The organism is Arcicella sp. BE140, from assembly GCF_031456255.1.
Taxonomy (GTDB): Bacteria; Bacteroidota; Bacteroidia; order Cytophagales; family Spirosomataceae; genus Arcicella; species Arcicella aquatica.
In genome coordinates this window covers 25,668-51,350 of sequence record NZ_JAVDUE010000010.1, presented here as the reverse complement: position 1 = coordinate 51,350, position 25,683 = coordinate 25,668, and the positions used below count along the sequence as shown (strand labels likewise).

The following is a 25,683-nucleotide window of genomic DNA, read 5'->3' as shown; positions in this document are numbered from 1 at the left end:
GCCTTCAAATAATGCAGATTTTTATCAGTTATTGCAATGCAGCAACACCCGGTAATACTTTACCTTCCATGTATTCTAACAACGCACCTCCACCTGTTGAAACATAAGAAACTCTGTCACCATAACCAGCGTTGTTTACTGCTGAAGCAGAGTCACCACCACCGATTAATGAGAAAGCACCGTTTTCTTCTGTAGCGTTCACTACTGAATCAGCGATAGCATTTGTTCCAGCCGCAAAATTAGGGAATTCAAATACGCCCATCGGACCATTCCATAATACTGTTTTTGAAGCTTCAATTACTTTCTTGAAAATTTCAGCCGTTTCTGGACCAATGTCCAATCCTTGCCAGCCATCTGGAATAGCACCAGAAGCAACTACTTGGCGTTCAGCATCGTTAGAGAACTTATCAGCACATAAGTTATCTACAGGCATATATACGTTAACACCTTTTTCTTTCGCTTTAATTAAAATTTCTTTAGCTAGCTCTACTTTATCTGGTTCAGAAATTGAATTTCCGATTTTGCCACCTTCAGCCAATACAAAAGTGTATGTCATACCACCACCAATAATCAAATTATCAACTTTATCTAAAAGACGCTCGATAATTAAGATTTTATCAGAAACCTTAGAACCACCCATAATGGCTGTAAACGGACTTTCTGAGTTTTCTAATACTCTTTGAGCATTCTCGATTTCAGCCTGCATTACATAACCACAAATTCTGTCTTCAAAAAACTGACCAATTACTGCTGTTGAAGCATGTGCACGGTGAGCTGTACCGAAAGCATCATTTACCCAAACGTCACCTAGTTTAGATAATTTTTCAGCAAACTCTACATTTCCTTTTTCTTCTTCTTTGTAAAAACGAAGGTTTTCTAACAATAAAATTTCTCCGCTTTGTAAACCAGAAGCTAAGTCAATGGCAGATTGACCGATGCAATCATCTGCAAATTTCACTGGGCGACCAAATACTACTGAAAGTGGGTTTACAAGGTGTTTTAATGAATATTTCTCTGTAGGGCCATCTTTCGGGCGACCTAAGTGAGACATCAAAATCACCGAACCACCATCATTCAAAATTTTAGTGATTGTAGGAATTGTAGCTTTGATACGAGTATCATCAGTAATCTCAAAACGCTCGTTTAAAGGTACGTTAAAATCTACTCGGACTAAGGCACGTTTGCCAGCAAAATTGTAAGAATCGACAGTTTTCATGGATAATTAAATTATGTATTTTTTATTAATGGCAAAATAATATTTCGATAATATTGAGTATTTCAAAATATTTCTCTCTTTTATCAAGAAAGAAGACCCTTTGGTTGTTTTTGTAAAATTCAGTCTAAACGTTTTACTAACAAAACCGAATTCAGAAAACAAATATACATTTTTCATCATCATTCACGAAAAAAGTCAATAATTTGAGTATTTTTTCTTAGATAATCATCGAATGATTATATTTAATATTGCTATGTCAATATTCACTTCCTGCGCCACCTCCGGCACTGCTTCCTCCGCCAAATTTGAAAGGCTTATCATGTGTATTTATTTTACTATTTACTACTTCGGCCAATAGAATAGTATCTAAATTAAATCCTTCGAGGTTGTTGTCAGGAGTATAAGTGAAGCCATATTTAGGTTGCTTTAAAAAGTTGATGGCTAAAGATGCCCCACCAATCATCAGCCCTCCACAAATTAACAAAGCAATCTCCGTAGGAATTACCCCGAAATAATGTCGATAAGTGAAAAAGGAAAAAGCCAAAGTTAGCAACCCTAACATCAGGAAGGTGCGGTCACGTTTTTTTAGACCTATATACACATACACGAATGGAATAACAGTAGTAAAGAAATAGAAAAGAGGAGCAAGGCCTATTTGAGGGGCTACACTTGTAAAGACTTTATTAATCATGGCGTTACCCTCGCGAACGATAAAATAATTAACACTGAGATAGAACGATGCAATGGATAAGGTTTTTAAAATATCCAATGACGTTTCGTAATAAAGATAATCTTTTCGCTGACTAAGTTTCATAACCAATCGATTCATACCCAGTGAAAAAAACAGCATTACGAAAGGCAAAAGAGTTTTGCCAATAGTAAATTCAAGACAAAAATCAACTAGCATGATGATTAACAAAAAATAAATTCCACAGGCTACCAAAGCATCAGCATAGCGGATATAGGCGATAACAAAGAAGGGTAAAAAGAAAATGCATTCTACCCAAGCAGGTAAATGAGAGGTCTCTAATAGATAATAAGTGAAAGTACAAAAAGCGCCAATGGAAAAATAGATTAAGGCATTATCAATACCTGATTGAAAAACTTTCTTTTCTCGTATTAAATATTCTAATAAAATGACCGTAGCAATGCCAAAGATGATAGACAAAATAGTAGTGCTAGCAACAGGACTTTGTGTGAACGAGTTTTCAAAAATTAAGTAAAGCAACGAGATGCTAAATATACAAGCCAACGCTGTAAACAAAAACAAGGCTATTTTGATAAAGACGTTGGGCTGATAATAATCAAGGACAAACTGCTTTTTGATGTCATTGTTTTGCTGTTCAGTGAGCAAGCCTTTTTCAAACCAGTTTTGGGCTTTGGCTTGAAGATAAGCGTGTTCTATCCATTGTTGTTGATATGCTTTCATAGATGTTTAATTAGAAGTTTTAAGAATTTTCTTGAGATTGAATAACAGAAATATTACTCCTATACCAGAAGCGATAAAGTAATAGGCAGCAAACCAGTTATTGACAGTTATCAGGTCAAAAATAATATTAGTGATGGCTATATAGCCAAAAATAATACCCGTCAACAAGAAAATATAGGATTGTTTGATTTTAGCGTATAGGAACAATACTACGCTAATAGCTATTACGGTAAAAAAGTAGGTGTATTGAAGGTGTACCTTAAAAATACCTACTGTACCTGCTACCAAGGCCAAATTGCTTCCAAACAGGATATACGTAAATGAAAAATGTCTTTTCAAGAGTTTGTATTCAGAAAGAAAGCCAATCGCCATATAAGAAAGCCCCAAGCAAATGGAAGTAAAGATAAAATAAGGGGCAGTGAAATCATTATTAGTGAGGATAGACACAGGAGAAATAGAAACGCCTACCCACGAAGCAAAGGCAGTAACAGCCATAGAAAGCACTCCTCGATGGTCGAAAAAATAGGCAGAAAAGAAAAAAACTACGGCAGGAATAAACGTAATCAGTCCGTATTTTTCACCGAAGAGGTCATATTGATATTGCAAGTATCCTTCTAAGGTAAGGAAGCTCAAACAGCCCAATAGCAACGTGAAGTCGGCAAAGAGATTATTCTGTTCTACCAGTTGCCAAGTAAATGGTTGCCTCTTCCAAAACGAAAAACCAAAACCTGCTACTACCAACACGCTAATAAAAACTACAATAGCGGTATGCCCAATAGAATCGAGATTTTGATAAATAACAATGCCCAGACCACTACTTAATAATAATATACCTACATATAATATTAGTTTTAATTCGTAATGTAGGGAAAATGGTTTGCTTTCTTCATACACAAGGATGCCCTTTTTTGTTTCGGGCGAAATATTTACTTTTTGTTCAAGTGTTTGAAGAATCTCCGATATATGCATGCTATAGATTTAAAAAGAATATTCATAACTACTATTATTAGATATATTTAAGTAGTTTTTTATAAACGTAACTCCTACTTAGATATATATAACTATTTAAATTTTGTTTCAATTAGATGAGTAAGTGAGTCTATTTTTTTCTTTAAATTATCAACTTCTTTTTCAATACTTTGGATTCTGTCTTTCTCATCTATTGCTAATCTGTTTGAGTTGAATACTGAATTACTATTAAGTTTTTTACCTTGTGAGTTTGATTTATTAATAATGGGAAGCGTATCAATGTCTCTAATTGTTTGTTCATCAATATCTAATAATTTAGCAATTTCTGCCAATTTATTATTTGTCATGATTGTTTTTCCCTGTTCTAATTTTTGATAGGCTTGTTGGGAGATTTTTAATTTCATTGCTACCCAAGTTTGGGAGATCTGTTTCAGATTTCGAACTATTCGTACTTTTTCTCCAAGTTTCATATTTTAGCGTATTTGAAATAATTTGTATAGAGCTACTATTATAATAAAAATACAAAAAAAATATGATTGTAACTTACAACCGTTCATTTTGTAAGTTACAATGGTGAAAAATAAATTTAAAAATGTAATGTATTTACTTTTGAAGTGTTCTAAAACCAATAAACAACAGTTAATATTTTTAGAATCGCGCAAACCGAAAAGCGAAAGAGTAGGTAGTGAAATTTTAAATCAAAATAACAATGAAAAACTTTTTTAAAAAAAATAGGTATATTAGAATTGTAGGGCTTGTGTCAGTAATGTCTTTGGTTTTTGTACAAGAATCGCAGGCGAAATTCTTTGGTAGTGAAGAAACAATTCTTGGTACACAATATGCTTACGGTGACACTTGTGTTCAACTTGTTGAAGTTAAATACTATGTTTTTGGTATTGAAGTTAGTTCTAAAATAGAGCAAAGACCTTTTAATTGTAATAGTTAATAAATTTTATATTTACTTTATTAAATTGGCGAGAGAACATAATCATTTCGTCAATTTAATAAATAATTATTTTATGGTAATAAGACTCCTTTTAATACTAGCATTTACATTTATTTCAGAATTAACCCTTTCCCAAAAATGTGGTATCGTTTCAGATAGTCATACTAAAGTAGGTGTAGCTTATGCAACTATTTCACTCATTAATAAGCCTACTGGTACAGTTTCTAATGAAAGTGGTAATTTCTGTCTTGACATTCAAGGTAAAAGAGGAATTGAAGATAGTCTTTTATTTTCAGCTTTAGGGTATGAGCAACGGATATTTTCTTTGAATGATTTTCTACATTCAGATACTATATTTCTTCGTGAAAAGAATGTTGTGTTAGAAGAGGTAACAGTTAAATCGAGAAAAAATAAAATGATTGACTATGGCACTTTTCATAAAAGGTGGATTGTATATCAGGCTTCTTATAACCCAAATTCTGGTACGATAATAGCCGCTAGAATTGAAAATCATGACAATGTAAAAGGCGTTATTACAAATCTTCATTATAGACTAAGTCCTGAGAAATCTGAATTTGTGAAAAAGTATAGACTAAGATGTAGGATATTCAAAAATGGTGAAAATAATAAGCCCTCCGAAGATTTGTTGAACGATAATATTATCGTAGAGGCTACACCAGAGGACAAATTTATCAATGTTGACATTTCTTCCCATAACATTTCTTTGAATGATAAATACGTATGGATAGGCATTCAAACGATAGGATATATTGATAAAAATGATGAATATTTTATTATTTCAGACTATCAGTATGGGAAAGCATTTTATAAAAAAAATAATGCGAAAAAAGTTGAAAAGATTATGTTAATAAGCCCTTCATATATGATGTCTAAGGATGGTGTGGCTAAATCAAAACATTTATGGAGTAAATCTTGGTCAGATGCATCCACCTCAAAATATAATGTACCTCTTTTTGGTATGACTATTTCTTATTGAAAAATTAGGGCAAAAGCCAACTTATTGCTTTGGTGAATTTTACTATCCTATCTTTGTAATCTAAAATGCTTGCAAAGATGGCTCCCGAACGAATAGAACTTCCTCCAAAATATTACTTAGAATACTTTCAATATTTATTGACTTTTGTCCAGAAAAAGTACCAACATATTCTGAACGAAAGTGAACAACAATTCTTGTCACAATTTGATGCATTAACAGAAGACGAGCAATGTTTGTACATACGCTTTGTGAATAGAACAGGTTCTTTTTTTAGGGTTGAAAAATTGAAATATGCTGAAATTGAAAATATCCCAGCGGTACTGAACAGTTTAATTATTAAAAATTTTGTAGAACCACTCGGAATAAAGCATCTTCAATATGCGTATGAAGTACTAGATATTTTTAATAAAACCGAGCTGATTTTTTTAGCCAAGATGCTCAACCTACCCACCAAGGGCAAATCATCTTTAAAAAAAGAAGAAGTGCTTGATTGGCTTTTAGAGGTGGGAGATTGGGAAGAAATACTGTTTTTATTAGATGAAAAAGATTTCTCAAAAATCCATGCCATCGAGCACTCTGTCGTGAAAGTATGCTTTGAAGAGGAGGTACAACTATTAAAATTTCTATTCTTCGGAACTCGCCACGGCGATATGTCAGAGTTTGTTACCCGCGATTTGGGCTATCAGAATTATGAAAAGTATGACGAAGATAAAATGGTGGCTTATTTTCAGACCCGACAGGAGGTGGAAGATAAACTAAAAGTGAGCTTGGCGAGGGAAGATTTTTATGTGATGCAAGAAACCAAAGTAGATTACCTTGAAATTTATAATTGGTTTATGGATTGGGCTGAAACACATGGAAAGGAACTGTCGGAAATAGCCATTCCTACCTTTGAACGCTTTACATTGAAAGTAGGGGCATACTTAGAAAAGATTAAAGCCTTGGACGAAGCGCTGATAGTTTTCCGCTTGACGGAGCAGTCGCCTTCCCGAGAAAGACAGGTACGGATTTTGGACAAACTTAAAAATAAAGAAGAAGCCAAAGCTCTTTGCGAGGTAATTTTGGCAGAACCTCAGAATGCAGACGAACACTTTTTTGCAGAAGATTATTTGAATCGTTTGGAGGCACAGTTGCAAAAAAAGAAATCAAAGAAAGCCATTACTCAGCATCTGCATGGGTCAGAGTCAATCACGATTGATTTGGTTTGGAAACGGCAGGTAGAAATGGGCGTGATAGATTATTACGAAAGGCAATATAAAAAAGCGACTTTTACCGAAAACCATCTTTGGAGAAGCATTTTTGGATTATTATTTTGGGACATCATTTTTGATACCGAAACCTTGTCTATTCATCATCCCTTACAGCGTTCGCCTTCTGATTTATTCAAGCCTACTTTTTTTGAAAAGAGGAAGGAGAAGATAGAGCAGCGTCTACAAATGCTAGAAGATATTGATGCCACGGCGATTTATGTTTACAATATTTTCTTTGAAAAATACGGCATCACTAATCCGTTGGTAGATTGGTACGGAGGGCTTTTCCCCTTGATTCAGACCGTTTTAGAAAAACTATCTTCTGAACAAGTTAGTGCTATTATGCTAGAAATGGCGAGGAATTTAAGAGAAAATATTCGTGGATTTCCAGACTTATTTATGTGGGACGATGGCGAATATTGTTTTATAGAAGTGAAGTCGCCAACCGATAGTTTGTCTAATCAGCAGCTATATTGGCAACGCTTTTTTGAAAAGATAAATGTGCATTCAAAAGTGCTGAGAGTAGCGTGGGAAAAGCCTAATTTGGATGAGTTTTTGTAGATTTCAAAGGGTTTTTTACCCGATTAAAAGCCAAATTTTGCACTTTTCTAATATAATTATCCTGTAACTATATAGTATGATTCAATAACTTTGATTATTCAAAGAATGTGTATTTAACATTTGGATAATTAAAATTTAATGTCGAAATTCATTTAAGAAAAAGCTCAGATAAGTTATAAACCCTGTCTTAGTCGGTAGGGTTTTTTTGACTAAAACGGAGAGTTCTTTGTTTTGACTTTATTGTTTCTTATTTTCAGTTGTGTTGAATTATATTTTTTGTTTGATTGCAATAAAATAGATGCGTAGCGTAAGTGAAATTTGAATGGGAAACAATAAGGTAAAACAGAGAACTACTCCAATGAGCAAAAGGCTTTGATTGAGGGCTTTCTTTTAAAATTTGTTTAACTTAAACACCGAGTGCGTATGAAATTACAAGTGCATTCAATTCACTTCGATGCTGACATCAAGCTATTGGAGTTCATCCAGTCAAAACTAAACAAACTGGATACCTTTTATGACCGAATTACTGGAGGTGAAGTATTTCTAAAAGTAGATAAAGGAGATACAAAAAAGGTCAGAAGTAAAATGTTGGAAGTTAAGATTAATTTACCCGGCGGGACGCTTTTTGTAAAAGAACAGGGTAAGACATTTGAAGAAGCAATGGACATCGCCATTGAAGCACTCAAAATCCAACTTAAAAGATTTAAAGAACGAATACAAGATAAAGCTAATCCGACAAGAAACGTTTTAATGTCGATGGCAATGGAAAGTTAATATTTTAGTCAGTGCAATTTGCTTGAAGGGGAATTTCGAAAGAGATTCCCCTTTTTATTTTCTAAAAATAGAGTATAAATCAAGGAAATGTTGCTTCTGATGTATTAGATAATATTAAAAAAAATGGTTATATAGTATCAAAAAAAAAGACATCGATTGATGCCTTTTTTTTTTGATAGATAGTATCTAAATTATGCCAAACCAAATTTAGCTTTTACAGCATCTACGTAGTCTAATTTCTCCCACGTGAAAAGCTCAACTTCTTTCTCAAAAACAACGCCATCTGGCCCTTTGAAAGATTTCTTCACGATTTCGTTGGTACGTCCCATATGGCCATACGCAGCCGTTTCTGAATAGATAGGGTTACGCAATTTCAAACGTTGTTCGATAGCATAAGGACGCATATCAAAGATTTCTTCAACCTTACGAGCAATTTCTCCGTCTGTTAAATCTACTTTGCTAGTACCATAAGTATTGACAAAAAGACCACAAGGCTGAGCCACCCCGATAGCATAAGAAACTTGTACTAAAACTTCGTCAGCCAAACCTGCAGCCACTAAGTTTTTAGCCACGTGACGCGTAGCATAAGCCGCCGAACGGTCAACTTTTGAAGGGTCTTTACCCGAGAATGCACCACCACCGTGCGCACCTTTTCCACCATAAGTATCCACAATGATTTTACGGCCTGTCAAACCTGTATCTCCATGAGGACCACCGATTACAAATTTTCCAGTAGGGTTGATGTGGTAAGTAATATCGCCATCAAATAAACCTTGTAATTCAGGCTTACATTTATCTTTTACTCTTGGAATAACAATATTGATAATATCAGCTTTGATTTTCGCTAACATTGATTCATCGTCAGAGAATTCATCGTGTTGTGTTGAAACGACAATGGTATCAATTCTTTGAGGAACGTTATCGTCAGAATACTCAATCGTTACTTGTGATTTTGCATCTGGACGAAGGTAGTTAATCAATTCAGGTTCGCTGTTACGAATTGCTGACATTTCCTTCAAGATTTGGTGAGCCAAATCTAACGCCAAAGGCATATAGTTGTCGGTTTCTTTGGTTGCATAACCAAACATCATTCCTTGGTCACCAGCGCCTTGTGCATTTGCTTTCGATTCAAAATCATCAGCCGTTACTCTATCAACACCTTGGTTGATGTCAGCAGATTGATCATGGATAGCAGAGATGATACCACAAGAATTTGCCTCGAACATATATTCAGATTTTGTATATCCGATTTTACGAATTACATCACGGGCAATGTTTTGTACATCTAAATAAGTATTAGTTTTTACTTCTCCTGCTAACACTACCAAACCTGTGGTTACAAGGGTTTCGCACGCTACTTTTGAAGATGGATCAAACGCCATGAAATTATCAATGAGGGCGTCTGAGATTTGGTCAGCAATTTTATCTGGGTGTCCTTCCGATACCGACTCAGAGGTGAAAAGATATGCCATTATGAATATTTTATAATTTGTGAATCAATCAAAGCACAAATTTATCACTAATATTTTTATTTGACAATTTGGCTTATTGAATGCTGTATTTATAGATAAATTATCTTTAAATAAGTCTATATTTAAGGATATTAACTATAAAAAAGAATATTACCATAAAATATTAGGACTAATACTACTATAATTTAATAGAGTTTTGCCGATACTACACTTTTTGCACCCATGATAAATGGTAGAGTAGGCACACTTTGCATCAAGAGGATGTCTTGCCAGATAGAACTATCTTCATCCAGAAACTTTAATACATCCGCTGGACGATTAGATTGAAATAACTTAGTAAATATCATATCCGCAGGCATTCTCTTGTGTAGCATCACATTGAGGAGGATACTATCCAACAATGCCTTCCATCGATTTGTATTGAAATTGCCTTGAAATACTATTGGCTTATTTGTAGTATGGGCTATGGCTAAATCCGAGACTAATTTTTGTAAAAATCGTTGGCTACGCTGAAAACTATAGCCCGTTGAGGCTTTAACATACCCACCGGCCGTACCAATTCTGATAACTTTTGGAGAAGGAGAAATTACTTGCGGCTCGTCAGACATGGGAATAACGCCCGATTCTATTTCAGTAATTCGGTAATCATCAATCTTTAAAACCTCCTGAATATATTGTTTGAGGGTATTGTTATACGAAGCTTCGTCGAGGAGGTTATCAGAAAAAATAGTAAATTCCACCAATGCTTTAGTAGCAGAATGAGGCAAAACATATACGAACCTGCATTCGTTTTGTTGTGGTATTCTGAAATCAAAAAGCGTAGGTCTTTCGGGTTCAAAGCTTGGTTTGACAGTTTCAATGATCCAACCCTTAAAATGTTGGAGCATATTATGGTAATTGGGATTGTTGAAGCTAGACACCGTAATACTATCAAACACAAAACCATTAGCTATAAATGTACCTTTGTTGGTCAGAACCTCTGCTGAGGTATTAGTTCCATTAATTTTTTCAATATCAGCCTGCAGAAAACTAACGTTAGGGTTTTGTTTGAGGAGTGGAATAATATATTGATAAAAATCTTCACCTCGAAGCATTTTATAAGTGTACTCTTCAATATCCATAAATCTGGCAAAATCTTCTTTGCCATAGAACCAAAGCCCATTCCATTTTCTATAGATAATATCCTCAAAGGGACTAGCTTGTTTCTCCCAAAAACACCAAGTATGGTCATTAGCCTGTTTTACATCACGGTCGATAATAAGGATAGACTCATTTTTCAATAAGCTTTTATTCAAATAAAAAGCCAACGAAAGCCCAGCCATACCACCCCCTGCAATGATATATTGATAAGTATTTGGAAGAGTTTGATTCATTATGCAGTAGAAGAAACACTAATTTAATGATATTAACTTGAAAATTGGGATGTTGTTTGGGAAATTTAGGTAGTTGTGAGCTTTGAGTTGTCAGCTTTGAGGTTTTTAGGGTAAGGGTTTTTACTCTTGTTGGCGGTTTTCTCCAACGAAGGCTAAAGCATATACTGAGTAAATACTGATGGCATGACTCAAAGTCATGCCATCAGTTAGAGCAAACTTCAAAATAAATAATTATCTTAGGTTCATGAAAATAAGTTTTAAATAATATATGAAAGAGAATACCCTTTTCGCATAAAATAGGTAAGTTAGAGACAACCTTAAACAACGACAATGAGCATTTTTAAAAAACTTTTTGGTAAGCCGACAAAAGAAAGTACGCAAGAGACTGATTCAGAAAATAAAATTGATTCAGAAAGTAAATTAAATGGTTCTATAGGGGAAATAATTCTCAAATTTCAGCATTCAATTCAAAAACCTATAGAATGGAATGAACTAAAAAATGTTGAGTTTGCTATGTGGCTTCCTTGCGAGGAAGACAAACTTTTTGCATCATCGCCAATGCTTGAGAAATGGACAGTTTTATATTCATTGACCAAACATTATTGGTCGTTTATTACAGCAGACATTTTGAAAACGTTGAAGGTAGTGGATGAAAACAACATGAGAGTATCACTTCCTGATAATTTTATGGCTTTTGCCTTTTTGACAACTGATGACGAACAAGTTATTTTATCATTGTCAAAAGAAAAAGGAATTAGGCTTCATTTTGCTGAAACAACACCATTAAAATATAGATTGTTATTTATGAATAATTTCATTTTATACTGTAATGCTTGGAAAGGTATGGTAGACTTAAATAATGGAAAAAAAGACGAGGATATAGGATTTGAAAAATGGTGGACATTGATGGTTGAAACTACCATCGGTGTTGAAGCAATAGAACCAGTACTATTTGTTGGTTCTATTGCAAAATAATTTCAGAAGAGGAATCAATCCTGAAAGGATGGAATATTTATAGCAGAAAAGAATGGTATGACACCTTCCGCCTTCGTTGGCGTTTTTCTCCCACGAATTTTGCGTCAGCAACCAATCAACTTATTATATAATATTGTAAAAATAATTGGCAAATTGCTGACGCATGACTTGTTGGTGGACAAACACCAACAAAGGCTGGATGGTATTAACTTGAAAATTGGGATGTTGTTTTGGGATGAGGTTTGAGTCATGCCATCAGTTAGAGCAAACTTCAAAATAAATAATTATCTTAGGTTCAGAATAATTAATTGTAAATGTTAAAAGTATGACAAAACTTTAGCATATTTATAAGCCAGCATAAACTCTGTGGCAGAGGAGCAACTTCAAAGTATTGCAATAAATGAACAGAGCAAATTAATATATTTTATACCTAATGGATTTTTTTATATACATAATACTTTTGTTTGCTTTAATTACTCTTATCATAATACCATTTATAGTTTTATTTCATGGACTAGGACATGCCATTCCTGCTATCCTAATGACTAGAGAAAAAACATCTATATATATTGGTTCTAATGGTGACCCCCAAAAAAGTTTTCACTTCAATATAGGACTTTTGGAGATTTGGTTAAATTATAATCCACTGTTATGGAGATTTGGAAAGTGTGTTCCCACTGCAAATGAAATTACAATCGACAAACAGATTATCTATACCCTGACTGGTCCTTTAGCTTCATTCCTAATTGCAATAATTGCTTGTTACTTCACTTTTGTCTATGACCTTCATGGTTCAATAAAACTCATTCTGGTAATCTTTTTCTGTTCATCAATCATTGATTTATTAATAAACCTTGTACCACGTACAACTCCGATGAAATTGTACGATGGTAGTTACGTTTACAATGATGGTTATCGATTAAAGCAATTGTTCGCTTATAAATGGTTTTTAAAGGAATATGATCAAGCAATCGAACTATATAAAGAACAAAAATTTGATGAAGTTGTCTCTATTTTGCCTAATTATAAATTTAAAAAAGGCTTGAGGGACGAACATATTTACAAGTTGACGATTGCCACTTTTCTCCAATTAAAAAATTACAAACAAGTAAATGAACTTGCAGAAAAGTTTATGATTTATGATAAAATGGATTCAAACGATTATTTTAACGTAGGATTTTCCTATTCTAAACTTGACCAGCATGATAAAGCATTGGAGTTTTATGAAAAGTCCTTACTGTTAAACCCTGATAATAAGTATTCCTTAGATAATAAAGCATTTACTTTTAATTTGTTAAATAGATTTGAAGAAGCAATTCTGTTATTTGACAAATCGATTGAAATAGATGAGAAATATGCCTATTCATACAGCAACAGAGGACTTTCAAAAATTAAAATTGGAAAAATAGAAGAAGGATTAGAAGATATAAATTATTCATTTAAACTTGACGAGAAAAATTCATATAATTATCGTAGCCTAGGTATTTACTATCTTGATAAAGGAGAATATTTCCAAGCATTGGAATTGTTTCAAAAAGCAAAAGAACTTGACAACTCCACTTATATGATTGACAAACTAATTGTCGATACTAAAGAACATATCTGAAAAGTTTTTTTGCGTGAGCAACCAAACAATTCAGTGTTTAATAATATAAATACTATAAAAATAACTGGTGCTTTGCTGACGCATGCCTTGTTAGCGAAAAACACAAATAAAGGCTTAAGTTCAATGAAAAATATAAAAGACAATGAAACCCAAATTAGAAATAGACAAAGGTTGGACAGAAGCAATCATTGATGATGATTGTGGATTCGACAAATTTTACAAAGTTGCTCACATCCTAGAAACCAATTTTAATCTAATATTTACTAACAAGCTAAATCACTTTGACATAATTTATTGGGATTTTGATTTTAAGGGGAGTAAACTAGTTTTGTCGTATAATATTTATCTAGGGATATCTATTTCCCCTTTAGCTTTTAAAGAGTCAACACTTGCAGACAATAACGCTGCTGAAGAAATAGGGACACTACTTTTTCAAAAACTTCTTAATCTTGACTAGATAGACTATCACAGCATCATCCACTACAACCATACTAGAAACGAAACGATATACACTATTATAAAGACTGAAAGGAACAGCATGATAATACTTTTAGATATAGATGGAGTCTTAGAAACCACACCTTCTTGGAGACAACCAGAATTTCTTTCTGACGGCTTTATGCGACTTAATGAAAATGCGCTAAAAAATTTATCAATACTTTACAAAGTAACTAATGCTTCTATTGTCTTGACTACTACACATCGGATAAACTATGATGAAGCTAAATGGAAAGAAATTTTTAGCACAAGAGGCTTGAATTTTGAAACAATTTCAAAACTAAATGATAAGACTGAAATAAGTCAATTGCTGGACAGAGGGTCTGAAATTGAAGAATGGATTAAAACTAAAGGTGCAAATCAGAATTATGTTATTATTGATGATGACCTTTCTATAAATGCTTTGCCTGATAATATAAAAGAACGTTGGGTTACAACAAAACCGCTTATTGGATTGGATAAAGAAGCATTGGATAAAGCGTTACTAATCTTAACAATTAATGCTAAGTTTACTTGTCCTTGCTGTGGACATAAAACATTTACAGAAGAGCCTAATGGGGCTTACTATATTTGCCCAGTTTGTTTTTGGGAGGATGACGCAATACAATTTGATGACCCAAATTATGAAAGTGGAGCAAACCCAACGTCATTAAAACAGGCACAAAAGAATTTTATGAAATTTGGTGCTTGTGATATAAATATGAAAAGAAACGTAAGACCACCAAATATAGAAGAACCCAAAGACAAGAATTGGAAACCATATGATTGAAAAATCAATAGCTGATAACATCTATGACTATTTAATCTCTTTGATTTGACAAATTTGTGAAAACTTGACCTCATTTTAATTTTTTTGATACAAGTTGGTTTTCTTTGAGTGTTATCGTTTTGATTAAGTTTTTCTTTAATCATTATAAATCAACCTTATAATATTGATAAATTATGCTTCGTCATATAACTCAAAGCATAAAATCAAACATTTTAAATTACAATAAAAACAATAATGAAAACTTACAAAATTGACAATTCAAAAATCTCTGAATTCACAAAACGAAGTAACAATAGAGTATTTAAAATTAAAATATTAGCAATTACTATAGTGACAACAATGTGTGTTCTAATGTTTTCAATGATACGCCAAAAAGATGTATCAGCAGAATTAATTTATACAATGCTTCTTCCTTTATTGTTTACAACTATAATTATTGGATTAAATTACTTAAACAATAAAAAACTGACAAATTTGGTAGCAGAAAATCTTAAAATTATAATTGATGAAAATTCAATAACAAAGGTAATAGATTTAGAAAACGACCCACGACTCAACTTTTTACACAGATTTGCAATGAAAAAAGCAAAGAACATTACCAGTGATATTTATTATTCTAAAATTGACTTTTATAACATTAAATCTATCGAAAAAAAGAATGGAGATTTGTGGGTTAAAGCGATAAATTCAAATGCTTTTAATGGTGAAAATATTATATTAGTACCTAGAGAGTTAACAAACTTTGAGGACTTAGAAAGAGACATTATCAGTAAACAAAAATAAGAATTACAGTTTAAGGTGGAGTTTTTAGTATTGCGTTTGAGCAGGAAAATAAAATGGCACTTTAGAGAGATTGATAATACAGATTAACAATATAAAACTTTCGCATATTAGCGAATTGCCCTAAATTTTTTATGCCAGTACCAGACATTACATACTTTGGTGAAAAACCAGAAGGAGGAGGAATACAATATGGTGAAGTTCGACAGATTATCGACGAACAAAGAAAGCTTCTTATTCTCAAAGGACGAATAGATACATTATTAATTGGACAAATTGACCAACTATGTTTGACTAACGACGATGGGAATCTAAAAGTTTATAGCCCATTTCCATTGACTGTACTCACATTACTCTCAATAGAAACTCTTGGACATATTATAAACGATATAGATAAAATAAAAGAGGCGAATGACTATGAGCAATCAAAAGCAATAGTGACACCTGTCTATCAATTAATGGACACGAAATTATCATACAAGCCGTCAAAAGATTTTTATAAATCTTTTGAAAAGTTACACGGAAAAGATGATAAAAAGTCCATTAAAAAATATTCTGACGTAATACATAAATACCAAAGAAACACTTTCAATCACGGATATCAATCAAGAGGTGTTTTTTTGACTGAAACAATAAATCAAGCTATTACAATTGACAATGAAAGTGGTTGTCTATACATAAATCCATATTCTTTTTGGGAGCTTTATAAGACGACCCAAGACTATGTATTTGAACAAATATTAAATAGTAAAAGGAAAGAGTGGAGACAGAACGCATTAAAATATTTTCAACGCTTAATTTCCTAAAAATTTGTGCAACATATAGTTTGGAATTATTGATTCTTGACCTAATAACAATGAACATTGGTAACTAATTCTATCAGCTTTTTGTAATAAATTTGAATTTATGTAGCTATAGCTAAGGGTAAAAGACGGGAATCGTAGAATGTAAAACAATTAAAACAATATAAGAATATAAATAAATGCTAGACAAAATTATAAAATTGACTCCATTGGCAGGAACTCTTCTAATATTTTGTGGAGTTCTTAAATTAATTTTTTTCTATTCACATTTTAATATACGCATTGTTGATTATTTAGAATTCCAAGAAATAGTAACTTCTTTTTTGGGCGATATTAATATCATAATTGTTTTTGGGATTACAATGATACTTATTACAGTAATTACCCTCAACTTATTAGGAAAGAAAGCCAAACTGCCTGTAGATGAATTAATTGAACAAGTTTTAGTTTTCTTGTATCCAAAAAGGTTTAAATATTTTTTTGGCTTCCTCGTTGCAATTCTAATTACTATGTGCCTCGTTAGCCTTGATGTAATGGAGTACAATTATTTTGTAGTTTATCTCTTGATTTTTTTCAGTATTCAAATGCTGACATATCTTTTTTTATACAAAGAGGAAAGCGGAGATGTGAATATTTCCAATTTTTATGGATTATTACTTTTAGGTATTACTCTTTCAATTTCTCTTTACTTACTCGCACAACATGATATTCAAAAAATAGAAAATAATCTCTCTAAAACTACAATTATCCTTGACAGAGGGGCAATACATTTTAATGCTCAAACAAAGAATTTATACATAGGCAAGACTAGTAAATTCGTATTTGTGAGAATGGACAGTCTGCAATCTACAATCGTTATACCAGTTGAGGAAGTAAAACGATATGAATTTGAATAGGTGTATTACAGTAAACACCCGTTTTGTGATATTAAGGCACATTGCTTCTATAAAATATTTCCCGCCGTTGTTGGTGAATAAACACCAACAACACGAGCGTTAGCAACGCACCAATTATCAAAACCATGTTTTTTTTGAGTTGCAGAAAAGCCTAAGACTAGTGGCAAGTATAATGCAGAACCAAGTATCAAACACAATATAAAATATGGATAATTTAAAAGAGGCTCAAGAAGATATGAGAAATGGCTACGGCTATGGCTCAATCGGTATTTTTGTTTCAGGGACAGTTTGGATAACTGCTGGTTTAATGGTGAATTTATATTCATCCCAAAAAGGCATTTGGACCTTAATTATTGGGGGAATGTTCATTTTTCCATTGGCAACATTAATTGAAAAACTAATAGGTATCAAAGGAGGACATCATAAAGGTAATCCTCTCGGAAAACTTGCAATGGAAGGAACTATATGGATGATTATGTGTATTCCCTTAGCTTATGGTTTGTCTTTAGTTAAAACAGAATGGTTTTTCCAAGGAATGTTATTGATAATTGCCGGACGATACTTGACTTTTGCAAGTATTTACGGTTTACGTATTTATTGGCTTTTGGGAATTGTTTTGGGCTTGGCAGCTTATGGTCTATTTATCACGAATGCATTAGATTTTGTTTCTGCATTGACAGGTGGTTTAATTGAAATTGTGTTTGGTGTAATTGTTTATGTTTTATATAGAGATAACAAACAATAGAATTGAGAGTTTCCGCCATTGTTGTTGTTTGAGATAGGGTTGCCAAGACCAATAATACCTGTGGTTAAACTGAAATTTTTCACAGACTGACGTTCGCTAAAAATTTTAACACATATCAAAACATAATATGAAACTACAAAACCTAATACTTACAATTTTAATATCGTCTTCTTCAATATTGACATACAGCCAAAAAACTTATAAAGGTCTTGCTGTCATAGAAGCAAATAATGCCAAAATCAAATATTATGTAAACAATGTTGAAAATAGTAATTGGACAGTTACACCTAAAATTGCAGACGATACCCTTCTTATTAAAACCTACCTTTCTGAAAAAACTAAAATTCTGTTCAAGTTCAAGACAGACATTGATAGTATCAAATTTGAAATTAATCATGATGAAACCAAACGTTTCTATGTTCATTTAAACAATGAATCTTATGCCTTGACAACAGTAAGGAGACAGAAGATTTTTATACCAACGTTAAATTATGCTTCAACAAAAAGCAATCCTAAATATAAAATTTTATACACTAACGAAAATGAAAAAAGGTATCTTGATTCTTTGCATACAAAATATCCGATTCCTTTCAAAAATTCAAAAACGCAAATTGATAAAGTTTTGACTATCTTAAATTGGACTCGTAGCCAATGGGAACATAGAGGAGATGTAAGTCCTAAAAAAAATGATGCTATTTCAATTTTAGATGAAGTAAAAGAAGGAGGAAGGTTTCCTTGTTTTGCTTATGGATATGTCTTAGCATCACAATTAAAGGTTTCAGGCTTTAAGTCGAGAGTTATATATCTTAAAACCAGTGATATATCAACATCAATGCGAGGTGGAGGACACGTTGCTACGGAAGTTTTTGTTGATGAATTACAAAAATGGGTTTTTGTTGATGCTCAATTTAATGCCATGCCTTTTCTTAATAATGTTCCTTTGAATGCGGTAGAATTTCAAAATGCTATTAGAACAAATATTGATAAACTGGAATTTAAAAGTTTGGGTAAAGTTGATAAAATGTCCTACATTAATTTTGTTCAACCATACCTTTATTATTTTGATTGTTCTTTTGACCAACGTGAAGATGTAATTACAGAGCGTAACAGAGTAAATAACAAACGAAGTTTAATGCTTGTCCCTTTAGCTACAGAAAATCCTACTTTCATGTTGGTATGGAATTCAAAAATTGATTATTGTGAATACACAAACTCTATTAATGATTTTTATGCAAAGCCTAATTAGACGAAAAAAAAATCTTTAAGCATTCCTGATATTATCGGTATTTGTCATGTGGTAGCTAAGACCAACAACATCTACATTAGCAACGCACCAATTTCTCAATTCTTAATTAATACTAACATTTTGCACCATAATTCAATGACGATAGATTATAAAATTGACGAAAAGGACTTCCTGATACATCAACTTTATCTTGCATCAAAGTCAGACCGAATTAGAAAGAAGCGACAAAGAAACAAAGTAATAGTGCCAACAATATATTTAATACTCGGACTTTTATTGTTTTTGGGCGACAAGTTTTTATTGGCTATCATTTTTGTGATTTTAGGAGTTCTTTGGTATTTCATTTATCCAATTTGGGAAAAGCGACATTACATTAACCACTACACAAGTTTCATTAAAGAGAACTTAAGCGACAGACTAGACAGGATTACAACGTTAGAATTTAACAACGACTATATCTTAGCGAAACAGAATGGTAGTGAAAGTAAAATTTTGACGATAGAACTTGAAGAGATATGTGAAATTCCTACGATAATTTTAGTTAGACTAAAAAGTGGACTATTTTACATTTTACCAAAAGATAAAATATCAAACATTGATAACCTAACTGTAAGGCTGAAAGAACTTGCTGACTATTTGAGAATTAAATACAGCATTGACGAAAAATGGGAATGGAAATAATTACTGATGCTAATAACTACAATATGAATATCAACAAAACTGATAAAATGAGAAAAAATGTTCTTTTATGCTTTGTCTTATTTCTGACGAGCCCTTTGGTTTTTGGACAAACTAAACAAGATACTTTAGCAATCAGACAAGCTGCTCTTGATTATATAGAATCTCAGCATAAGCCAAATCCTACGCAAATGGACAAGGCATTACATCCTAGAATGGTTAAACGTACTTTTTGGAAAGACAAAGCAACAGGGAAAGATTATGTACGTGAAACAACAACAGAATCGATGGTTTTGCTTGCTGAGAGTTATAATAAGAATGGCGACAAATTTCCTGCGTCACCTAAAAAAGATGTTGTTCTGCTTGACGTTTCAGAGCGTACTGCCTCTGTAAAATTAATTGCAGACGAATGGATTGACTATATGCACATTGTCAAACTGAATGGTAGTTGGAAAATTATTAATGTACTTTGGCAGTATAAAGATACAAAACAGCATTAATTAAAAAGGCTAAATTGTGTGGTTGGTAAATAACTTTATAATTGCCCCCTTTGTTGGTGTTTTTCCACCAAAAAAGGCTAAAGTGAGTTAGACAAAATTGCAAGAACGATGAAAAGCTATAACTTACTCATTCTATTTTTATTGTTTTCAAGTTTGACACAACAGCAATTTGCTAAAGAGCAAATTGAAATCAGACAAAAACTTCAATTGACCATTACCTTGGAAAAAGACACTTTCTTGCTTGGCGACAAGATAACAGTTAATGCACAACTTCTTAATAAAACAAATAAGACAGTAATAATTCCTTCAAATTATACATTGACAAGTAATTTATATCCCAATGGTGTTGCTAGTGATAACGAGCATTCAGGAGGAAATTTTGACTTTAAGATTTCGCCAGTGTCAAAGTGGAAAAGTATTTATATCGAAGATTTAGCGGTACAACGGGCAACTGAATTTATATATATTAAACCCGATGCTGTAGCAAATTTTAAAATTGAAATTGGAGAACATATCAACTCGTTCAACAAAAATTTTGACAACAGAGCTGACAGTTTGAAAATTAATGAGGGCTTTAATTATCACTTAAAAATGATTTATTCAAATAAAACTACTGGAGATAAAAAAATATTTAATGGACAAGTGGAATCAAATAACGTAAAGATTTACCTTAGGTAGAGTAACTGTGGCTAATATTAATATATTTACCAGTTAGTCCGCATCTTAGATATGGACTATAATAATCGTGGTTATATAAACCACTAGCTCAATTTTTCTACCTGCTTGGCATAGAATTACAAAATCAACTATATTTATATAATACTTATCTGCTTTTAAATCGATATAAATCTAAACTTTATCTATCTTAAAACTTCTTTAATAAGCACATATTATGGAAAACCAAGGAGCATCTGTAGTCATAACGCATCATATCATAGAAGGCAAAGAAGAGAAATACGAAGAATGGCTCAATGAAATTGGTCCAATTTGTAAGAGTTCAGACGGTTTTGTTGATTGGCAAATAATACGCCCAATTCCTAATCTAACGTTTATCTATACTGTTATTATTCGTTTCGATTCAATTACAAACCTTAAAAATTGGATAGAGTCTTCAGAAAGAAAACAGCTCATCGAAAAGGTAACTCCACTATTTGCCAGAGATGATAATTATGTTATAAAAAGTGGCTTAGATTTTCTTTTTGTTTCAGAAACTGAAAAGCCCAAAGCACCTGTTCGTTGGAAACAGTATTTGGTAACGTGGTCTGCTATCTATCCATTATCACTCATTATTCCATTACTTATTTTGCCAGTATTGAGGGATTTGAATTTCCCACAGATTCGATACTTGGACGCTCTTTTTATTTCAGGCGTTATCGTTTTTCTGATGGTTTATGTTGTAATGCCTCATTACACAAAACTTATCAAAAATTGGCTTTATAAATAAGCAACAAAGCAATGTGATGGTATTGATAAAATAACCTTTAGCACATTGCTTGAAGACTGTTTATTGAAAAGTTGGTGATGTATATCTAATTCATACTCCTCCCAAAACCAACGGTTTCCCTAAACAATTGTGGAGAAACATCAGCATTGTTTTTAAAAAATCTACTGAAATAATATTCATCGTCATAGCCTAATTCAAAGGCTATTTCTTTGACTGTTTTATTCGTTAAATACAATTCTCTTTTGGCTTCAATGACTATTCTTTCGGCTATTAAATCAGTCAGCGTTTTGTTGAAATAGGTCTTGGTAATTTTGGCTAATGCTTTGGCAGAGATGTTTAGATGTTCTGCATAATCGCTAGGGGAATGTTTTACTTTAAAGTTATTTTCTATTGAATCTTTCAAACTTTGTAGGATAAAAGGCTCTTTAGTTTCGGTAATAGAGGTTGATAAAATAGGATTTTGCTCTTTTTTAAGACGAGATGCTTTGATTAAATATATTTTCAGATACGAAAACAATAACTCATATTGAGCCAAAGCTTGGTTTTGCATTTCAGTGGACATTTGCTCAAACAACATATCAAAAGCCATTGCTGAAACTTCATCAACCCTCGTAAAGGGTGGTTCATATACATTATTGAACAAAACACCATTGCAGGCTATTTCGCTATGGTGTTTATGAATACAGAAAAAATCTGGATGAAATTGAATAGCTACACCACTGATATTGTCGGATGAAAGCATAAAAGGTTGATAGAGTGAAAAAGCAAAGAGTGTATTTTCTGAAAAGTCATATTCCGAGAAATCAGACTTTAATTTGCCATTACCCTGCTTTATCCAAATTAAGGTATAATAATTATTCCGCTGTAAATGGTCGAAATATCGATTGTCTTCAAAGGAAAAAATTTTAAAAGCAAGATGCCCAGTTAGTGGATTGACAAGCGTAAAAACCGATTGAGTTGACATTTTCTATTGAGTAAACGAATGAATAGTATGGTTTGAAAAACACAGTTTCAAGGTAAAGGTAATAGTATATCATTAAATTAATTTACGTTCGGTTGCGGAAATGGCTAAATCGTTGATACTCGCAAATCTTTTTTGCATTAATCCATTTTCGTCAAACTCCCAAAGTTCATTACCATAACTTCTGAACCATTGCCCTGAATGGTCGTGCCATTCATATTCAAAACGGACAGCCATTCTGTTTTCTCTAAATCCCCACAATTCTTTTTTGAGTTTATACCCTAACTCTCTTTCCCATTTACGAGTCAAAAAAGCTTTTACTTCTTCTCTACCATTGATAAAATCAGTGCGATTTCGCCATTCTGTATCGATGGTGTAAGCTAAGCAAACCTTTTCAGGGTCTTTGGTATTCCAAGCATCTTCAGCAGCTTGAACTTTTTGTAAAGCCGTTTCCATCGTAAAAGGCGGCAGGGGATATCTTTTATTTTCCATTTTGTTGTTAACATTAAAGGTAGTTGTTCTAATGCTCAACTACCTTTATCCAATTTTTAAATTAAACAGTTTCAAGTTGATAAGCATTTACTACTGGAAAATCAATCTCAGTTTGTGCTGTATTGTTAAAATAGTTAGTCAGTATATTTAATGCTACATGCCCAACCACTTCGCCAATTTCACCTTCTGTAAGTCCAGCTTTTTTAGCGGCATCCACATCAGCATCTGATAATAATCCTTTTTTACTTACCAAAGCTTTTGCAAGTTTTAATACACCATCAGTTTTTTCATCGGCTGAATTACCTAACCTTGCTGCTTCAATGACCTCAGGTTTGATTTTGACTAAGTTTGTGCCGATATAAGTATGTGCTGACAAACAATAATCACATGAGTTGCTTTCTGATACAGCCAATGCGATTAATTCGCCAGTTTTAGTTCCTAATGTTCCTCCACTTAATGCTCCGCTTAGGTTTAAATAGCTTTCTAAAAAAGCTGGAGAGTTTCCCATTGTTCTCATCATGTTAGGAACAACGCCTAATTTACTTTGTACTGCATTGAAAAGTTCTTTTGTTTTACCTGTTGCTTCTACTGGATTAATTGCTGTTAAACGTGCCATTGTATGAATATGTTTAAATGTTTTTGTCCTTATTGACAATACAAAGTTGCGAGGATAATGGCAGTTGAAACATGGAGAAAATACGCAACATGATGGACGATTTTTCCAGAGATTAATTACTTATAAAGCGATACTTTTATGATAGTTTTAGATTTATTGGTAATTAGCGTTCCAAAAACGACAGAAACAAAGGAGATAATGAAGAAAATATTAAAGTTTTTTCAATTATTCCTGTAACCTTTCATTATTACTGCGGTTACCAGTACAAATAACACAAAATCAACCTTAATTACTTGGATAATCTTTCTGACAACGCACTCATGCTAAAAGTAAAAGCTGGAGACCTCGACAAGATGGGTCTGCTCTTTGAACGGTACCATCGTTCATTGTATGGCTTTCTTTTTCACATGACTAATCAGAAAGAAGCAAGCGAGGATATGACTCAGAATGTTTTTTATCGTATGCTTAAATACAGAAATGCGTTTGTGGGCGATGGTGAGTTTAGAACGTGGATGTATCATTTAGCTCGGAATGTGTTGAACGACCATGCTAAAAAGAATATCAGAAACAAGGCTCAATACGATATAAAAGATTTTGAGGAAAGAATAGGAGGAAGTACACTGGCTGATGAACAATTTGAGAAAGAGGAAGAATTGAACATGCTAGAAAAAGCCCTTGGTAGTTTAAGTACAGAAAACCGTGAATTATTGATTTTGAGTAGGTATCAGGAATTGAGTTATCAGGAGATTGCCAAAATATTGGATACTACCGAAGGGGCAATTAAAGTAAGGGTGCATCGTGCGATGGGTCAATTAAAAAGTATTTATTTTAAAATTAATGTATAAAAAGGCAAGTCTTATGAAATGTGAATATGATAAAGAGCGACTTACTTATTTGTTGAATAATCCTGTCAACGATGTTGAGCGTATAGCGTTAGAAGAACATTTAGCTGAATGTCTGGATTGCCAGAAAGAGTTTGAACAATCTCAGAAATTATGGGCAATAATGGGCGAGATTCCTAAGCCTGTGCCTTCTGCCAATATGCGAACAGATTTTTACGCCATGTTGGAAGATTATAAGGAAACCGTTGCCGAAAAGAATAATCTGTTGACGAGTATATTAGCGAAGTTCAAACAGCTTTGGACGATTCAACCTGCTCTTCAATTGTCATATAGTTTTATGTTAATCCTTTTTGGGCTTAGTATGGGTTATTTTATCAATCATTTGAATGTCAGACAGGCTTCAAATCAGGAAATAACGGCTTTATCGTCTGAAGTTCAAGAAATGAAGAAAATGATGATGATGTCCTTATTGGAAAACCCTTCGGCCTCTGAAAGAATGCGTGCTGTGAGTTATTCAGAAGAAATTACCGAAGTAAATACACAGGTAGTAGATGCATTGTTGATGACACTGAACAATGATGAAAATGTAAATGTTCGCTTGATGACCTTAGAAGCCCTTACCAAGTTGTCAAATAATGCTAGGGTGCGTGAAGGTTTGGTACAAAGTATTACTAAACAAGATTCTCCGTTGGTACAATCAGCCATTGCTGATGTAATGGTGAAGTTGCAAGAAAAAAAATCAATTAAACCGCTTCAAAAATTGCTCAAACAAGACAATCTCAACGAGATGGTCAAGGACAAAATAAAACAAAGTATTAATCAACTCATTTAAATAAACCTTTACA

The 25,683-nt window shown here is 33.0% G+C and carries 29 protein-coding genes; 20 read left to right on the top strand and 9 right to left on the bottom strand.

What is annotated here, in order from left to right; all coding sequences use genetic code 11:
* Positions 1 to 28 precede the first annotated feature (28 nt).
* The 4 genes from J2Y60_RS14805 to J2Y60_RS14790 all read right to left on the bottom strand — a co-directional run bounded on the left by J2Y60_RS14805 (position 29) and on the right by J2Y60_RS14790 (position 4,084).
* Complete coding sequence (locus J2Y60_RS14805; protein WP_309919556.1) at positions 29 to 1,216, bottom strand: phosphoglycerate kinase; 1,188 nt, start codon at positions 1,214 to 1,216, stop codon at positions 29 to 31.
* A 256-nt stretch (positions 1,217 to 1,472) separates the two neighbouring features.
* Complete coding sequence (locus J2Y60_RS14800) at positions 1,473 to 2,645, bottom strand: hypothetical protein (RefSeq protein ID WP_309919559.1); 1,173 nt, start codon at positions 2,643 to 2,645, stop codon at positions 1,473 to 1,475.
* Positions 2,646 to 2,651: 6 nt separating this feature from the next.
* Positions 2,652 to 3,614, bottom strand: coding sequence for a DUF2157 domain-containing protein (locus J2Y60_RS14795; RefSeq protein WP_309919562.1), 963 nt, complete (start codon positions 3,612 to 3,614; stop codon positions 2,652 to 2,654).
* A gap of 92 nt (positions 3,615 to 3,706) precedes the next feature.
* Positions 3,707 to 4,084, bottom strand: coding sequence for a helix-turn-helix transcriptional regulator (locus tag J2Y60_RS14790; RefSeq protein ID WP_309919564.1), 378 nt, complete (start codon positions 4,082 to 4,084; stop codon positions 3,707 to 3,709).
* Between the two features lie 239 nt (positions 4,085 to 4,323).
* On the opposite strand from J2Y60_RS14790, the gene J2Y60_RS14785 reads away from it, so the two are divergent.
* The 4 genes from J2Y60_RS14785 to hpf all read left to right on the top strand — a co-directional run bounded on the left by J2Y60_RS14785 (position 4,324) and on the right by hpf (position 8,142).
* Positions 4,324 to 4,560, top strand: a complete 237-nt coding sequence (locus J2Y60_RS14785; RefSeq protein WP_309919566.1) for a hypothetical protein — start codon at positions 4,324 to 4,326, stop codon at positions 4,558 to 4,560.
* Positions 4,561 to 4,633: 73 nt separating this feature from the next.
* Positions 4,634 to 5,557: a carboxypeptidase-like regulatory domain-containing protein gene (locus tag J2Y60_RS14780; RefSeq protein WP_309919568.1), complete on the top strand. Its 924-nt coding sequence runs from the start codon at positions 4,634 to 4,636 to the stop codon at positions 5,555 to 5,557.
* Positions 5,558 to 5,622: 65 nt separating this feature from the next.
* A complete protein-coding gene (locus J2Y60_RS14775; RefSeq protein WP_309994670.1) occupies positions 5,623 to 7,368 on the top strand; it encodes a VRR-NUC domain-containing protein in 1,746 nt (581 codons plus the stop codon).
* A 423-nt stretch (positions 7,369 to 7,791) separates the two neighbouring features.
* A complete protein-coding gene (gene hpf / locus J2Y60_RS14770) occupies positions 7,792 to 8,142 on the top strand; it encodes a ribosome hibernation-promoting factor, HPF/YfiA family (protein ID WP_309919573.1) in 351 nt (116 codons plus the stop codon).
* A gap of 191 nt (positions 8,143 to 8,333) precedes the next feature.
* Here hpf and metK read toward each other — a convergent pair whose 3' ends face one another.
* Together metK and J2Y60_RS14760 are read right to left on the bottom strand one after the other, a co-directional pair.
* Positions 8,334 to 9,614, bottom strand: coding sequence for a methionine adenosyltransferase (gene metK, locus J2Y60_RS14765; RefSeq protein WP_309919576.1), 1,281 nt, complete (start codon positions 9,612 to 9,614; stop codon positions 8,334 to 8,336).
* A 185-nt stretch (positions 9,615 to 9,799) separates the two neighbouring features.
* Positions 9,800 to 10,987, bottom strand: coding sequence for a lycopene cyclase family protein (locus tag J2Y60_RS14760; protein ID WP_309919578.1), 1,188 nt, complete (start codon positions 10,985 to 10,987; stop codon positions 9,800 to 9,802).
* A gap of 330 nt (positions 10,988 to 11,317) precedes the next feature.
* Between J2Y60_RS14760 and J2Y60_RS14755 the strand changes: the two genes are divergently transcribed.
* From J2Y60_RS14755 to J2Y60_RS14690, 14 genes are all read left to right on the top strand, one after another.
* The gene (locus J2Y60_RS14755; protein WP_309919580.1) at positions 11,318 to 11,962 is read left to right on the top strand and encodes a hypothetical protein; all 645 of its coding nucleotides are present in this window, start codon (positions 11,318 to 11,320) and stop codon (positions 11,960 to 11,962) included.
* A 57-nt stretch (positions 11,963 to 12,019) separates the two neighbouring features.
* Positions 12,020 to 12,208 (top strand): hypothetical protein, encoded by a 189-nt coding sequence (locus J2Y60_RS14750; RefSeq protein WP_309919583.1) that lies wholly within the window; start codon positions 12,020 to 12,022, stop codon positions 12,206 to 12,208.
* A gap of 187 nt (positions 12,209 to 12,395) precedes the next feature.
* Positions 12,396 to 13,568, top strand: a complete 1,173-nt coding sequence (locus J2Y60_RS14745; protein ID WP_309919585.1) for a tetratricopeptide repeat protein — start codon at positions 12,396 to 12,398, stop codon at positions 13,566 to 13,568.
* A gap of 142 nt (positions 13,569 to 13,710) precedes the next feature.
* Complete coding sequence (locus J2Y60_RS14740; RefSeq protein ID WP_309919588.1) at positions 13,711 to 14,025, top strand: hypothetical protein; 315 nt, start codon at positions 13,711 to 13,713, stop codon at positions 14,023 to 14,025.
* An 81-nt stretch (positions 14,026 to 14,106) separates the two neighbouring features.
* Positions 14,107 to 14,835 carry a CPCC family cysteine-rich protein gene (locus J2Y60_RS14735; RefSeq protein WP_309919592.1) on the top strand — a complete coding sequence of 243 codons (729 nt, stop codon included), beginning with the start codon at positions 14,107 to 14,109 and terminating at the stop codon, positions 14,833 to 14,835.
* A 234-nt stretch (positions 14,836 to 15,069) separates the two neighbouring features.
* On the top strand, positions 15,070 to 15,618 hold the full coding sequence (locus J2Y60_RS14730; protein WP_309919595.1) for a hypothetical protein: 549 nt from the start codon (positions 15,070 to 15,072) through the stop codon (positions 15,616 to 15,618).
* 131 nt (positions 15,619 to 15,749) lie between these two features.
* Positions 15,750 to 16,421: a hypothetical protein gene (locus J2Y60_RS14725; protein WP_309919597.1), complete on the top strand. Its 672-nt coding sequence runs from the start codon at positions 15,750 to 15,752 to the stop codon at positions 16,419 to 16,421.
* 176 nt (positions 16,422 to 16,597) lie between these two features.
* Positions 16,598 to 17,314, top strand: coding sequence for a hypothetical protein (locus J2Y60_RS14720; protein WP_309919600.1), 717 nt, complete (start codon positions 16,598 to 16,600; stop codon positions 17,312 to 17,314).
* A gap of 205 nt (positions 17,315 to 17,519) precedes the next feature.
* The gene (locus J2Y60_RS14715) at positions 17,520 to 18,059 is read left to right on the top strand and encodes a DUF7010 family protein (RefSeq protein WP_309919603.1); all 540 of its coding nucleotides are present in this window, start codon (positions 17,520 to 17,522) and stop codon (positions 18,057 to 18,059) included.
* A 127-nt stretch (positions 18,060 to 18,186) separates the two neighbouring features.
* Entirely contained in the window at positions 18,187 to 19,305 is a 1,119-nt protein-coding gene (locus J2Y60_RS14710; protein WP_309919606.1) for a transglutaminase domain-containing protein, read from the top strand.
* 135 nt (positions 19,306 to 19,440) lie between these two features.
* On the top strand, positions 19,441 to 19,986 hold the full coding sequence (locus tag J2Y60_RS14705; protein ID WP_309919608.1) for a YcxB family protein: 546 nt from the start codon (positions 19,441 to 19,443) through the stop codon (positions 19,984 to 19,986).
* Positions 19,977 to 20,483 carry a nuclear transport factor 2 family protein gene (locus J2Y60_RS14700; protein ID WP_309919611.1) on the top strand — a complete coding sequence of 169 codons (507 nt, stop codon included), beginning with the start codon at positions 19,977 to 19,979 and terminating at the stop codon, positions 20,481 to 20,483. The genes J2Y60_RS14705 and J2Y60_RS14700 overlap by 10 nt, the downstream gene beginning before the upstream one ends.
* A gap of 108 nt (positions 20,484 to 20,591) precedes the next feature.
* On the top strand, positions 20,592 to 21,161 hold the full coding sequence (locus J2Y60_RS14695; RefSeq protein WP_309919613.1) for a hypothetical protein: 570 nt from the start codon (positions 20,592 to 20,594) through the stop codon (positions 21,159 to 21,161).
* Positions 21,162 to 21,375: 214 nt separating this feature from the next.
* Entirely contained in the window at positions 21,376 to 21,927 is a 552-nt protein-coding gene (locus tag J2Y60_RS14690) for an antibiotic biosynthesis monooxygenase (RefSeq protein ID WP_309919617.1), read from the top strand.
* A gap of 85 nt (positions 21,928 to 22,012) precedes the next feature.
* Here J2Y60_RS14690 and J2Y60_RS14685 read toward each other — a convergent pair whose 3' ends face one another.
* The 3 genes from J2Y60_RS14685 to J2Y60_RS14675 all read right to left on the bottom strand — a co-directional run bounded on the left by J2Y60_RS14685 (position 22,013) and on the right by J2Y60_RS14675 (position 23,996).
* Positions 22,013 to 22,891 (bottom strand): helix-turn-helix domain-containing protein, encoded by an 879-nt coding sequence (locus J2Y60_RS14685; protein ID WP_309919620.1) that lies wholly within the window; start codon positions 22,889 to 22,891, stop codon positions 22,013 to 22,015.
* Positions 22,892 to 22,963: 72 nt separating this feature from the next.
* Positions 22,964 to 23,380, bottom strand: a complete 417-nt coding sequence (locus J2Y60_RS14680) for a nuclear transport factor 2 family protein (RefSeq protein WP_309919623.1) — start codon at positions 23,378 to 23,380, stop codon at positions 22,964 to 22,966.
* A gap of 61 nt (positions 23,381 to 23,441) precedes the next feature.
* Positions 23,442 to 23,996: a carboxymuconolactone decarboxylase family protein gene (locus tag J2Y60_RS14675; protein ID WP_309919626.1), complete on the bottom strand. Its 555-nt coding sequence runs from the start codon at positions 23,994 to 23,996 to the stop codon at positions 23,442 to 23,444.
* Positions 23,997 to 24,316: 320 nt separating this feature from the next.
* Here J2Y60_RS14675 and J2Y60_RS14670 point away from each other — a divergent pair, with 320 nt between their 5' ends.
* Positions 24,317 to 24,841, top strand: coding sequence for an RNA polymerase sigma factor (locus tag J2Y60_RS14670; RefSeq protein WP_309919630.1), 525 nt, complete (start codon positions 24,317 to 24,319; stop codon positions 24,839 to 24,841).
* Between the two features lie 13 nt (positions 24,842 to 24,854).
* The gene (locus J2Y60_RS14665; protein ID WP_309919632.1) at positions 24,855 to 25,670 is read left to right on the top strand and encodes a HEAT repeat domain-containing protein; all 816 of its coding nucleotides are present in this window, start codon (positions 24,855 to 24,857) and stop codon (positions 25,668 to 25,670) included.
* Positions 25,671 to 25,683: the final 13 nt, after the last annotated feature.